The following is a 13649-nucleotide window of genomic DNA, read 5'->3' on the forward strand; positions in this document are numbered from 1 at the left end:
TTCAAACTCTGTGAGAGATAATGCGTTTTCCGCCCGATTTCCTTAATGAACTGCGTACGAGACTCCCAATTTCAACAGTGATTGGTCAACGGGTGGATTTTGATCCTCGAAAAAGTAAGCCTTCACGGGGAGACTTTTGGTGTTGTTGTCCATTTCATGGTGAAAAAACGCCAAGTTTTCATTGTGATGATCATAAAGGGCGCTATTATTGTTTTGGTTGTGGTGTAAGTGGAGATATTTTTACCTTTTTGTGTGAGCTTGATGGACTGCACTTTTCAGAAAGTGTAGAGCGTTTGGCTGATTTTGCGGGAATGAAACTCCCTATTTTGGATTCACAAAGTCATAAACGTCAACTGGAAAAAGCTGACCTTTATGATGTGATGAAAATTGCCACAGATTTTTTTCAATATAATTTACGCGATAAAGGAGGTATGCAAGCACGTTGTTATCTGGATGCACGTGGTGTTACACCAGAGCTTGTAGAGCGTTTCCGCATTGGTTTTGCACCGGTAAGGCGTACAGCTTTGAAAGAAGCTTTGAGTGCACGGGGCATTTCAATAAAGCAAATGGAAGAATGTGGGCTTCTCTCAGTGCATGAGGAGAGCGCGGATTCTTATGACCGATTTAGAAATCGCATTATGTTTCCTATCGAAGATTTGCGCGGACGTGTGGTGGCTTTCGGAGGGCGTGCATTAGAGAAAGAGACACGAGCAAAATATCTCAATAGCCCTGAAACAGTGCTGTTTCATAAAGGAAATATACTTTATAACGCGGCAGCAGCTCGCAAAAATAGTCGCTTTGTTGGCGATGAAAAAATTCATTCACTCCTTGTTGTTGAGGGGTATATGGATGTCATTGCATTGACTAAAGCTGGTTTTGAAGGAGTTGTAGCGCCCTTAGGGACAGCATTAACGGAAGCGCAAATTGAGCTTTTATGGCAGATGGGGAAGGAGCCTATTTTGTGTTTTGATGGTGATGATGCTGGTTTAAAAGCTGCTTTTCGTGTTGCTGATCGTGTGTTGCCTCTTTTAAAGGCTGGGGTTTGTGTACGCTTTGTTTTGTTGCCACAAGGGAAAGATCCTGATGAAATTGTTTGTGCTGGTGGAGCACAGCTTTTTTCTTCTTTTTTGCAAAAAGCTATTCCTTTGAGTGAGCTTTTATGGTGGCGTTCTACCTATGGAAAGCATTTTGAAATTCCAGAGGCACGAGCAGCGCTAGAAAAACAACTAAAACAACAAATTTTTACGATTAAGGATGAAGATGTCCGTCGTTATTATTTGCAAGATGTAAAAAAACGCCTTTTTGATTTTTTTCGTCCCTCTTTTTCAAAAAAAAGGGGGGAAGGGCGATATGGTCAATCTTCACCAAATAGGACCTTTAAAGATCAAACCTTTTCTCTGTTAGAAAATTCTGAAATAGTACGAAATTCTTCGCAATCTATCCCTTTGCGTGAAGCAGTGATTTTACTTACTTTAGCTTACTATCCTGAGTTGTGGTATGAAAATTTTGAAATTCTTTCTGAGTTAGAATTAAAAAATACTCAATTGATAATTTTTCATCAAGCTATGTTGGAAATTCTTGGGGACCAACAGCTTCATGATAAAGAGACGATGGTTGCGTTCTTAGAAAAAAGAGGGCAAAAGGCTCTGTTAGAGCGTATGAAACATCTTGTGCAAAATATTGGTATGCGTATTATTCTTGGTGGAGCCCCTATAGAAGATGCGCGTGCTATATTAAAACAAGCTGTCTACTTGCATCTTCAAGAACACCACCTACATAAGAGGTTACAGGATATTGAAGAGCAACTTGTAGAAAATCCTAAGAGTGAGGTTTTTGATCTGCTTCGTGAGGTAAAAAATGAGCTGGAGCAGATGCAGGCAACAGAAGCGTTAATTGAAGGATTTGGAAGTTGGTTGGATGAAAAAATAGACGGGAATACACAAGATACGATAAAATGATTCGCTTTTTTAATGCGAATCAGTCACTTAAATTTTAGATGAGGAAGTTTATGTGGAGTGACATTTTTATAAAGATGACAATTAAATTTTAGGAAAAGCGGGTAAATTTTAGGAAAAGCGGGAAATTGGTTCTTACGATAGGGTGCAGAGATTATCTCAGAAGGGCTGAGAGGTGTCGGGGAAACTTCTGGAGTTTTCCCGCGTTTTTGTCTGGGTATCAAGTTTGTCTGGATGTCAGGGCGTATACAAAATGTATTCTTTCCAATGGTAATCTCTTAACAGGAAGTATATATGAGTAACTATTGGTAGATTTTAGTGAGAACAAAAAAACTGGTCACATGGAAACTATGGTTACATAGAAACTGTGAAGTGATCGAGTGGAGTTATGGTATGGCAACAAAGGTTAAACAGAAAGATAATGCAGAAGTAACAAACCAAGCGAGTTTGGATAGTCCTCTTCTTGATTTTTCTGATGATGCCATCAAGAAAATGATTAAACTTGCCAAAAAAAATGGTTACGTAACAATGGATGAACTCAATGCAGTTCTTCCTTCTGACGAGGTTACATCCGAACAAATTGAAGATATCTTGGCGATGTTCTCTGAGATGGGGGTTAATGTTGTGGATGATGAGGATGAAGTTGAGTCTGAAAATTATGAAGAAGAAGTTACGGTAGAGGGGGGTGATTTAGTAGAAGCCTCTAGCCACGCAATTGCAACGGCAACGAATAAACGCGAAGTAACAGATCGTACGGATGATCCGGTGCGTATGTATTTGCGTGAGATGGGAGCTGTTGAGCTTCTTTCGCGGGAAGGCGAAATTGCCATTGCTAAGCGTATTGAAGCAGGGCGTGAGACAATGATTGCGGGACTTTGTGAGAGTCCTTTGACTTTTCAGGCTCTTATTATCTGGCGTGACGAGTTAAAAGAGCAGCGTATTCTTCTTCGTGAAATTATTGATCTTGAAACGACTTATGCTGGTCCAGAAGCAAAGCAGGCTCCTGTTATTGAGCGAAGTGAAGTTGATAAGACCGTAGAAGAAAAAATGTCTTCTGGTATACGTAATATGGGGGAGAGCGCAGGAGAGAGAAACATTGAAGACGATGATGAGGAGGACGAGGACGATGTTAACTTATCGCTTGCTGCAATGGAAAATGAACTTTGTCCTCAAGTTATGGAAACATTGGATTTTATTGCTCAAACCTATGTAAAATTACGAAAATTACAAGATCAGCATGTTGAAAGCAGTTTGGCAGAGCGTAAAGAGGGGGGCCTTACATCTTCTCAGAAGAAGAAATATATTCAATTAAAGGGTGAGTTGATTCAAGCAGTAAAATCTCTTTCTTTAAACCAAAATCGTATCGAAGCTTTGGTTGAACAGCTTTATGACATCAATAAGAGATTGATTCATAATGAAGGTAAGCTGAAACGGATTGCCAATAGCTATGGCATTGGCCATGAGGACTTTTTAAAAGAATACCAAGGGCGTGAATTGGACGCAGATTGGATGAATTATATTGCTGCTTTGCCTACACCTGGTTGGAAAGAATTTTCGATGCGGGAAGCAAAAGAAATCCAAAAACTGCGAAGTGAGATACAAAATCTTGCGCAAGAAACGGCTATTTCGATTGGTGAATTTCGTCGGATTGTTATGCAGGTGCAGAAAGGTGAACGCGAATCAACAATTGCAAAAAAAGAGATGGTAGAATCTAATTTGCGTCTTGTCATTTCAATTGCAAAAAAATACACCAATCGTGGTTTGCAGTTTCTTGATCTTATTCAAGAGGGCAATATCGGTTTGATGAAGGCTGTGGATAAGTTTGAATATCGGCGCGGCTACAAATTTTCAACTTATGCAACATGGTGGATTCGTCAAGCTATTACACGTTCAATTGCTGATCAGGCACGTACAATTCGTATTCCTGTTCATATGATTGAAACAATTAATAAAATTGTTCGTACCTCGCGTCAGATTCTCCATGAAATTGGACGAGAACCAACACCAGAAGAATTATCTAGCAAGCTTTCTATGCCGTTAGAAAAAGTACGAAAAGTTCTTAAAATTGCAAAAGAACCTATTTCTCTCGAAACGCCTGTTGGTGATGAAGATGATTCCCATTTGGGTGATTTTATTGAGGATAGGAATGCGTTATTACCAATTGATGCTGCTATCCAAGCTAATCTGCGAGATACGACAACACGCGTTCTTGCTTCATTAACACCGCGAGAAGAACGTGTTTTGCGGATGCGTTTTGGAATAGGGATGAATACAGATCACACGTTGGAAGAAGTAGGACAACAATTTTCAGTTACAAGAGAGCGTATTCGTCAGATTGAAGCAAAGGCACTTCGTAAATTGAAACATCCTAGCCGTTCACGAAAATTGCGCAGTTTTCTCGATTCTTAAATAAAGGAATTCGTGTGCATTTTAATAACTTCCTCCTTCTTCTTAATGAAGGGGGGGAGGTGCTTCATGTTGTACTTGGATACTTTCTTGAGAAAAACATAGGAAGAATTTGAACAATCTAGAAAGTTTACGATGTTTAATGTTTTTCTTAGCTTTGGGGCTTTATACTTCTCTGTCTCAAAAGAATAGATATAGGGCAAAGGGTGGTTATGGAGTAGAGAGTAGGGGGCTTTCAAGAAATGAACGATAAAAACATTACCTTGCGTATAGCGCGGCTCGTTTTTAAGAAATGAGATCTGTTAGGAATAAACTTATATTGCAACATACGAACTTTTTGATGAAAAATGTATGTTCTTTGCGGAATTTTTCTATCATTTTAGGTGACGCATTTTATTCTTCGTTAAGTTTACAAAGAGATGTTTCAATAGGTTATGTTCATTTATATGCGCTATTTTTGAATATTCTCTTTTTATTCAGATAGCTTTTAAGAACATGGTTTAAAGTATACATTGAGTTGAATCTTTTTAAGAGACAGAAATAGATAAAATTATAGAAATTAAACGTTTCATTTTTTATAGATCGTCTTAATTAAAAAAGGTGTGTCTGAGTTTATGAGTGGAGAACTTCCCTTTTGGAAAGTAAAAAAATTAGAAGAGATTTCCATTTCTGAGTGGGAGAGCCTTTGTGATGGCTGTGGCCGTTGTTGTCTCCATAAAGTTGAGGACGATGATACGGGTGACCTTTATGCAACCAGTATTGCTTGTCGTCTTTTAGATGGGGAAACTTGTAGGTGTCGAGATTATGCTCATCGTAAATCAATTGTACCAGATTGTATATCGCTAGACATTACGACAGTTAAAACAGCGCGTTGGCTTCCAGAAAGTTGTGCTTATAGATTAATTTATGAGGGAAAAGATCTTCATTGGTGGCATCCATTGGTATCAGGAGATTGCCAGACGGTACATACAGCGCATATTTCTGCCCGCGGACAGATAAAGGTTTACGAAGACGAATTATTATCTGAGGAAGATTATCTTCATCATATTACTGGTCTTCTATGTAAAGGCCAGTAATATGATTTTTTATACAACAGTTGGTGATTTAATCGATCGCAAAGACGACAGTGACGCTCACATTATAATTTAATTCACCACCTGCAAAATTTGTATTTGCGTAGCTTGCATCTGCTGCTCTACTCATGAGACGTGGTGTTGGGTGGTAGTAATCATCCCTTTCATTGATTTCAATAATTTTTCCTAATTTTAAATCGGCTGCTTGCGCTATCGTTTGCGCTTTTTCAATGGCTTCAGTAATGGCTTTTTTACGTGCTTCTTGATAAAATGGCTTTGTATCTGCGTTGGTAAAAGTAATGCAGTTAACTGAATTAACACCTAGAGTCATCGCTTGATCAAAGATTTTACCAGCATTGGCAAGATCACGAATGCGCACGGTCAAAGAATTTGAAACATGATAGAGTTTTTCATTATTCTTTTTTTCGTGGTGTTTATCAGAAGTCGACTGATAAATGGATAAGCCTGATGTTTGCAAATCATTTGCTTGGATGCCATTGTTTTTAAAAGCGTTTATAATATCATTGATGGATTGATTATTGGAAGCTAATGCCTTTTGGGCAGTTTTGTCATAGGTAACAACGGCTAGATTAATAATTGCCATATCCGGTGCAGCTTGACTTTCTCCGATTGCAGTCACTGTAATCGTTGCATTTTTCATTTTATTTTCTTCAGCATAAGCACGTACAGTCAACGATGTGGCTAAGAGTGTAAATGCTAATATAACTGCTTTAACCAGAGAACCCTTCAGTGGTTGAATTTTCTTTTCTATCATATCTATACCTTTATATTTGTTAGTTAACTATTCTCTCATTTTTAAGAGTTCTTGTAAAGAAATTAGGGCACTGAAAAAAAAACCAATAGAAAAGAGAAAAAGATGGGTTATAATCTTTGTCAGCTCTTGTATCATAGGGCATTTTAGTTTAGAGAGAAACAACCTATATATGGGGCCTGTAGCTCAATTGGTTAGAGCCAGCGGCTCATAACCGCTTGGTTGGGGGTTCGAGTCCCTCCGGGCCCACCAATAGGGAAATGTCCAATAGAAAAATGGATCGCTTATATAAAAGTTTTGAGATTCTACCTTTTTTGTTTTTTATTTATTTTCCTGTTTGTTTTAGAAGCTTTTGGTCGTTGTTTGTTGCAGTTTTTTCTCTCAGTCGCTTTAATATGATGGTATGTTTTCTTAGTCTCATCAAAGAAGTTCTCTCATTTACAACCTTTTAGCATTTGGATTAACTGATATGGGGCGCTATTTACTTTCTTAATTCATATACTGTTTTGTACTTTTTCTGTGTGGTGTTCTTCATAAAATAGAAGGCTAAAAGCTTCATTGGATAAGTTTATTTATACTTGTTCTGCAAATAAATAGACCTCAATAAAACCAATTTTAAAGATTGGACCTGTTCAGAACAAATGGCTCAAAAAACATTTAGTGTAAATTTGCTTTTTTCTTAAGTGATGCTAAGGTCTTTTAGACGTTCGAATAGCATCATCGTGATGAAAGGTTAGTGTATAAGAGAATGTGATCTATGGGCATTCATATGTATCATGGGGCAACGATGATAACATTTGTTGATATTTTCTTTTTCCCAAGAAAGGAATTCTATTTGATATTTTGAGAAATATTGTTCATAGTGACGGTGGCGTGTTCTCTGAAAAGAATTTTATTAATTGTTCTTTGAAAAGTCAATTGAGTGATTATTTCTATCGCTTTGCATCATCCAGATTCTATTGTAATAAGCATTTTATTATTCTGTAAGAAATATTTTCTATGATATTGGAAAATTCATTAAAATGCCATTTTCTGTTTTTGTGTATTTTTTGCTTAATGTTTAAATTATAGAGTTTTCATGTGATCCGAATTATTATTGAAGAGCAGACGTCTTTTTTGATTTTACTCTCATAAGGAATTGGCAATATTGCGGTAATCCTAGCACTTTTTTGTATTGCTAACATTTTTCTCGTATTGATCGTATAGAGAGTTTTATCTTTATTATGAGTTTTTTCTCTTATGAAAAATTATTGGCAGGGAGGGTGTTTTTTTGGAAAAGTATACTTCTTCTTCAAAGTCATACTTTGAAAATATAATTCTTCATAATTTGCATAAGGAAATTTCTCTCTTGTTGTAAATCTGTATAAAATTTACGTACAAAGATTGTGCATGGTGATTCGTTTTATTTTTTAATAGTATCATTTTTGCTTATGATAGAGACTTATATTAGTATTTACAAGGGGCGTTTAGAGGGGAGGTTACCTGTAAACGTGTTACAGAGTTTTAGGTAATGTGGCTCTGTTTATAAGAATTTATTCCTATAACATTGTTATATTCTTGCTTTGCAATATTGTTAAAAAAACATAGATGGTGCTATGTAGAATAAATTGTGATGTATTTTTTCAAAAAGCTTTTTCGTGTTCTCTTATATAGAGTTCGGGAGTGTCTTCAGGGATATTTTCACATTAGTTTTTATTGGTCCGAATCGCAAGATCTGCGTAACATTATTCGCGTTTTTGATAGATTATACCAATTTTCATAAGAAGGTCTGGATCGTGTGATGCTTTCTGTTTCACCATGGTGCATGACTAATAGAACTTCATCTGATTTTGTAAAATAAGTTTGTACACAATTGCTTCCATACTGCCTATTGCAAATATTTTTTTCTAAGGTATGAGATATATTTTAAACGCTTTAGCGTTATATAGTGTGACTACATGGAGTATGACTATGAAGAATGATAAAAAATTTGAAACAACTTTATCTGATATTATTGTGAAATGGGAGTCTTTATCGACGTCTCAAAAGCAAGCGATATTGGATAAAGTAGAAAATTCTACAGATTCTGCTCATTCAACAGAACATTTAAGGCTTCAATCTTCTTTTTATCTCCAGACGAAATCAAAGTTATGAGTTTTAAGTCTTCATCGGAGATGTTGAAACCAGTTATTACATATATGGCACTAGCATTTCCCAGTGTATTCAAAATAGCCATGAGTTTATCTACAGAAGGCCTCTTGCCTCCATTTATCATTTGTTGGACGTAATTTTGTCCACAGCCTGCAGCTCTGCTTATTTCAATCATTGTTCGTCCGTCACTTTTTATCAATTCAACTAAGCGTTGGAACCAATCTTTTTCAGTCTTTGTCATTTTTAGACCTTTACATATTTACGCTATAGCGTTAATATTGCGTTGCGAATCCAGAATATATGATACAAGGAGCGTGAAAATATCCATGTGTAGCTCTTCGCTAAGGAAGCATATAGAGTTGTTTTTAACTAATAACAAAATGTCCCCATACACTTTCAGATTCGAATCAATAAAAATGGTTGCTTAGTTCCACGGTTGTGAAAAAGTAAATGTGTATACCAGAAAGGGCGATGCACACTCGTATGTTTATGAGATTTCACTATGATAGTATACGTAGCAGCATTATAAATCAAGATATACCCCAACATCAGAATTTGTAAAAAAAAATTCTGCGTTGAGGTAGTGTGTGAATATAACGAAGCTTTAGAGCCTTAAGAGATAGGATAATGGCTGTAGAAAAAATGTAAATTGCATAGACAAAGAATACTGATTTCTTCTTTATTGTAATAAATTAGATCACTATCAGATGGTATATCGTATATATGCGTAAAAATGGGAAATATCAAAAAAGTGATCTTGGATATTTTATTAAACAGGAAGGTAATCTGATCCACAAAGGTGGTTGCTTGATAGAATTGTACATTCGATCAATGCCCTTATGGCGATGAATGTGTTTTTATGATGCTGCGGTTTATAATGAAGTCTGTGTTTATAATGATATTGTTATTGATAACAATGCATTAACATATGGTTGTTTAGTTGTTCGTAAGAGTTCGCATGTTTATGAAAAATAAGAACTTTATCGTTATTTGAATATGAGTGGAGATGCATATGTTTATGCTAATGCGGTCTTTTTTGATCAAGTTTTGAATGCTCAATGTATTGAATTTTGTGGTGATACTCGTGATTTTAGAAAGGCTCGAGTTTATAATGATGCTTTAGTTTGTGGTGATGTAAAGATTTGTGGGAAGGCAAAATTTTACAGAAATGCTGTGCTTTGTGACACTGAAGATTTTTGTAATAATGAAAAACTTTCATATATAGCCGCATTCCTCATGGCGTAAAAAAGGAAGATAGGAACGATTTGGGCAAGGCTTGTATGATTGGATTGCGTCGTTAGTTTTATTTGACGTTCCTTATTTTTTGTATTTTGTGTCAATAAACGTGTCGCAAATAATTGGTGTGAGTGTAGATTTAGCCGCTTTCAGAGATTTGTTTGCGTCATTTATCAATGCTTTAATGGAGAAAATAAGAACGCCGAGAGTGACTGTTCACACTTGGAACATGCAATTTATTGCATTCTTTTTTTGATTGAGGATGAAACAAATTGGTCAAGATGATCACTTGAGCGACAATTAAGGGAGATCCAAATGAGTGTAAACGAAATTTTATTGGGAGCAATGATTGTTGTTTTGTTGTGCAGTGGGGTTATATTTCGGTTTTCTTTATATTATCGCAGTCAAGTGAAAATTTTAAAAGAGGAATCTAGAAGAATAAAGCATGAGTTTTTAAGAGATTCTATGAAGATGACTGAAGAACGAGATAGGGCTATTAGAGAGCAAAGTATGGTGATTAAAAGACGTGACCAAGCAATTGAAAAACTGAAAAAACAAATTAAGCAATATGAAAAAAATGAAAAGAAATATAAAAAAATGCTTAAATCTGAAGATGATAAAGAGTGATTGTATTCATATTTTGCATTAAAGGGTTTGGAAATGTGTTAGGAAGATTGGAATGACGAGAGAGATAAACTTTAATGAAGCCAATTATGGTGCTGATGGAGAGATTGTATTGGAAGAGAATATTCAAGTTTACTCTGATTTTATGACAACATTTAAGTTTATAAGACAGAGCGTCGTTGATCATAAAATAAGAGTTTATGATGATAAACCAGTTTATAGGTAGGCTGGTTATTAAAAAGCGCGTCTATACAATCCAGCAATTTTATATTATTACTGGAAACAATTTTGCACGTTCTTTTTAGATGTAAGGTATAAATGCTACGATAGTTTCAGCTAATAGGTATAAAAAATTGCATGATAATAGAAAGAAAGAGATATTTGCTTTTTATGAAGATGAAATGGGTAAGTCAGTTATGATTATCAGATACAGAAGAGGAATATGAACGTAAAAGATATTAATATCTTGTAGAGTAAATATATTTCTCATTGATGATTTATCTTCTCTTCATGTGCGTTTATTTTTTATGAAAAATACAAAACTTAAAAGATTTTCTTTTTGATAAAGGCTATAGAGATTTGAGTATGATTGAAAATAAACATATAATCTGTAAGAATATGACTGTTATTTGTGAGTGTCAGAAATAATACAGAACTTCCTCTCATTGAGGGGAAATCAATCACTTTTCATTTGTCACAAAAGTAACTACCATACCATTATACAAAATAGACGCTTGTTTTAATGGTAAAGAACGTTAGGACTGTAGTTCTCTAATAAGAGCCTTATGTGTAATTTCTTTTATTTGCTCAATATTGATTAGGATATCTTGTTTTGTTGGATAACCTTTACTAGAAAAAGCAATTTTTTGTGCATCTCCTGAGATTAAACGCCAGTACCATTGATTGTGAACTCCTTGAAACACCTCAAAATACATGCTTCCCACCTCATAAAATAGCTGATAATTTTCAGGATAAATATTTAACTAATCCGCTTGTAAACATTAATGTATGTCTCTCTAGGAAGTCGTCAATATATTCCCCTTAAATTTTCTGACCTTAAAAAATAATTTCTATGAGAGCTATTATTCTTTTAACAAGAAAAAATTTATTGTCAATAAGATATGAATGAGAATTTTATACTATAAAATTATTTTTTTTAATTTAAAGACACTATACTTTCATTTACAACGCAAATATTTTTCTGTCGTTACAGAAAAAAGTTTATAAATTATATAAAATTTCACCAGCAAGGATAAAGTAAAAAATACTTTTTTCCATACTGGTAGAGTTTAATCATTTCTTGTTTTTTCTTTTTAAATAGACGTTTATTGATTAGCTATAACCTCTTTTTGGGATACGCTTCGAATGAGTAAATCAATGAATAAGCTAAGGGTATAAGAATTGGCCATTTTAGCTTTCATATCGATAAGAGAGGTTGTAGTTTTAGGGTTAAAACCATTTGATAAACCTTGTCTTGACAAATATTGCTGCAATTTTTCATAAGAACTGTCGATTTTTTCTTGATTTAGTTTTTCGTTACGATCACTATCGGCAAGTGTTTCTTCCAGTCCCTCGATTTTTTTAATAAAATAATTCCAGTCAAAATCACCTTTTGTATATTCGGTGTCAAACATTTTTCCTTGTCCAGTTAAAAGCCAATTAATATTGACACCATATAACGTGCGGTATGTTTGTAAGACACTAAGATTGGGTTCTCTCTCTCCACGCTCATAAAAAGCAATGGAATTTTTTGTCATGCTAAAACTTTTAGCTAAGGTTTCACGTGATGGATCGCCTAAAGCAAGACGTACATAACGTAAACGTTTTCCAAATATGGTTTTTGATTCAGTTTCAGGACGTGCCACGAATTATCTCCCTCGGTAAATCATCATGGTATAAATCATTAAATAATAAAAGCACACTATGTATTAATATTCTATGATATAATGTCAATATTATAGCTTTAATTTCTTATTATTTTTTTATTTGTGTAGATAGAAAGCAATCTTTCATTTATTGTATTGACAATTGATATTCACTTCAAAACAAAATTCCTTGTTGCTACATTTGTCTCTTGCTTTTTTTGAGAGAATTTTCATGTAACTTTACCATATATATTCTATACACCTCTGCATTAATAGATGCAACTTTAAAGAGATGCAAACTTTGGATTGGTACTGGGTGTGCTTAGATGAAGTAGAAAATAAACTTTGAGGAATGATCATGGCCCTATTACGCTATTTTGGGTTTGCTTTTTTTTCACGATTATTGGTGTCTTTTTAGGAGGGGTTATTGGTTGGTTTGAAACGGAAAGTATTACTGGTTTTCTTAAATATTTTTTTATTTGCTTTGTTTTAGGAATTTTGGAAATTTCTTTATCTTTTGATAATTCTATTATCAATGCGCGTGTTCTTAGTAGAATGAGTCCATTGTGGCGTCGTCGTTTTCTTATGTGGGGCATTTTGATAGCTGTATTTGGGATGAGAATTGTTTTTCCATTATTGGTGGTTGTCGTTGCTGTTGGGATTAATCCAATTGCGGCAGTCAAATTAGCGATATGGGAACCACATCGATATGCTGAAGTTTTAACCGATGCGCATATGGGGATTGCTGCTTTTGGAGGAACTTTCCTTATGATGGTTGGCTTAAAATATTTTTTTGATTCTGAAAAAGAAGTGCATTGGCTTAATGTTATAGAGAAACCTGCTCAAAAGTTTGGGGCGCTTGTTGGAATTGATATTGCAATTGTTTTGATTTTGATCTTATTGGTTTCAGGTCAGATTGACGCAGAAAATAAAATAACTTTTTTATTGGCAGCACTTTATGGACTTTTGACCTTTATCGGTGTTGACGTTGTCGGTCATCTTTTGGATACTCCTCAAAAGACTTTAACAACAGTAGCTCACGGGGGAGTAGGGGCGTTTCTTTATTTAGAAGTTCTTGATGCTAGTTTTTCTTTCGATGGCGTGGTTGGTGCTTTTGCCTTTTCACACAACCTTTTTATTATTGCGATAGGTCTTGGTATCGGAGCATTTTACGTTCGTTCTATGACAATTATGTTGGTTGAATCAGGAACATTATTGCATTATCGTTATTTAGAGCATGGTGCTTTTTATGCAATTCTAGTTCTTGCAGTGATTATGTATCTGCAAACGATTATATCGGTTCCTGAAATTTTAACAGGACTTGTGGGAGTCTGTATTATTGGAATGGCATTATATTCTTCGATTCGTTTTAAGCATCGTCAATTGGATAAACATGTTGTATCTAAGTAATGGAGATCTCTTCCTTTTTCAAACTTTTGTTTATCGCATATCTTTGAATAGAAAGAGGTCTTTTATGCAAAATAAAATACTATTTTATTGCTTATTTGCGTTTTTTTAAGTTGAGTTTATTGCATAATACTACCCATGAAGGGAATAATATACAATCTCTAGGATACTTTTTGACCTA

11 protein-coding genes, 1 tRNA gene and 1 pseudogene are annotated in these 13649 nt (G+C 34.9%); 9 read left to right on the top strand and 4 right to left on the bottom strand.

Features of this window, described 5'->3' with window-relative positions; translation table 11 throughout:
* Positions 1 to 20 precede the first annotated feature (20 nt).
* The 3 genes from dnaG (at position 21) to ACFIK1_RS03220 (ending at position 5437) form a co-directional block, all read left to right on the top strand.
* Complete coding sequence (gene dnaG / locus ACFIK1_RS03210) at positions 21 to 1958, top strand: DNA primase (RefSeq protein WP_375662069.1); 1938 nt, start codon at positions 21 to 23, stop codon at positions 1956 to 1958.
* 390 nt (positions 1959 to 2348) lie between these two features.
* On the top strand, positions 2349 to 4364 hold the full coding sequence (rpoD, locus tag ACFIK1_RS03215) for an RNA polymerase sigma factor RpoD (protein WP_375662070.1): 2016 nt from the start codon (positions 2349 to 2351) through the stop codon (positions 4362 to 4364).
* A gap of 611 nt (positions 4365 to 4975) precedes the next feature.
* Complete coding sequence (locus tag ACFIK1_RS03220) at positions 4976 to 5437, top strand: YcgN family cysteine cluster protein (RefSeq protein WP_375662071.1); 462 nt, start codon at positions 4976 to 4978, stop codon at positions 5435 to 5437.
* Between the two features lie 28 nt (positions 5438 to 5465).
* Here the strand turns inward: ACFIK1_RS03220 and ACFIK1_RS03225 are convergent, their stop codons facing one another.
* A complete protein-coding gene (locus ACFIK1_RS03225) occupies positions 5466 to 6209 on the bottom strand; it encodes an SIMPL domain-containing protein (RefSeq protein ID WP_375662072.1) in 744 nt (247 codons plus the stop codon).
* A 172-nt stretch (positions 6210 to 6381) separates the two neighbouring features.
* Between ACFIK1_RS03225 and ACFIK1_RS03230 the strand changes: the two genes are divergently transcribed.
* Positions 6382 to 6458: transfer RNA gene (locus tag ACFIK1_RS03230), tRNA-Ile, on the top strand.
* A gap of 1698 nt (positions 6459 to 8156) precedes the next feature.
* Positions 8157 to 8339 carry a hypothetical protein gene (locus ACFIK1_RS03235; protein WP_273790801.1) on the top strand — a complete coding sequence of 61 codons (183 nt, stop codon included), beginning with the start codon at positions 8157 to 8159 and terminating at the stop codon, positions 8337 to 8339.
* Here the strand turns inward: ACFIK1_RS03235 and ACFIK1_RS03240 are convergent.
* Positions 8263 to 8577, bottom strand: coding sequence for a helix-turn-helix domain-containing protein (locus tag ACFIK1_RS03240; RefSeq protein ID WP_007347852.1), 315 nt, complete (start codon positions 8575 to 8577; stop codon positions 8263 to 8265). The genes ACFIK1_RS03235 and ACFIK1_RS03240 overlap by 77 nt on opposite strands.
* A 608-nt stretch (positions 8578 to 9185) precedes the next feature.
* Between ACFIK1_RS03240 and ACFIK1_RS03245 the strand changes: the two genes are divergently transcribed.
* From ACFIK1_RS03245 to ACFIK1_RS03255, 3 genes are all read left to right on the top strand, one after another.
* Positions 9186 to 9311 (top strand): hypothetical protein, encoded by a 126-nt coding sequence (locus tag ACFIK1_RS03245; protein WP_375613352.1) that lies wholly within the window; start codon positions 9186 to 9188, stop codon positions 9309 to 9311.
* 576 nt (positions 9312 to 9887) lie between these two features.
* Positions 9888 to 10199, top strand: coding sequence for a hypothetical protein (locus ACFIK1_RS03250; RefSeq protein ID WP_375613354.1), 312 nt, complete (start codon positions 9888 to 9890; stop codon positions 10197 to 10199).
* A 52-nt stretch (positions 10200 to 10251) separates the two neighbouring features.
* Positions 10252 to 10422: a hypothetical protein gene (locus ACFIK1_RS03255; RefSeq protein WP_375621377.1), complete on the top strand. Its 171-nt coding sequence runs from the start codon at positions 10252 to 10254 to the stop codon at positions 10420 to 10422.
* A gap of 529 nt (positions 10423 to 10951) precedes the next feature.
* Here ACFIK1_RS03255 and ACFIK1_RS03260 read toward each other — a convergent pair.
* Complete coding sequence (locus tag ACFIK1_RS03260) at positions 10952 to 11131, bottom strand: DUF1508 domain-containing protein (RefSeq protein ID WP_142416545.1); 180 nt, start codon at positions 11129 to 11131, stop codon at positions 10952 to 10954.
* A 390-nt stretch (positions 11132 to 11521) separates the two neighbouring features.
* Complete coding sequence (locus ACFIK1_RS03265; protein ID WP_375611979.1) at positions 11522 to 12061, bottom strand: helix-turn-helix domain-containing protein; 540 nt, start codon at positions 12059 to 12061, stop codon at positions 11522 to 11524.
* A gap of 358 nt (positions 12062 to 12419) precedes the next feature.
* Here ACFIK1_RS03265 and ACFIK1_RS03270 point away from each other — a divergent pair.
* Positions 12420 to 13471 (top strand): annotated as a pseudogene (locus ACFIK1_RS03270) (DUF475 domain-containing protein).
* Positions 13472 to 13649 lie beyond the last annotated feature (178 nt).

The organism is Bartonella sp. OC16QHHD, from assembly GCF_042194035.1.
Lineage (GTDB): Bacteria > Pseudomonadota > Alphaproteobacteria > Rhizobiales > Rhizobiaceae > Bartonella.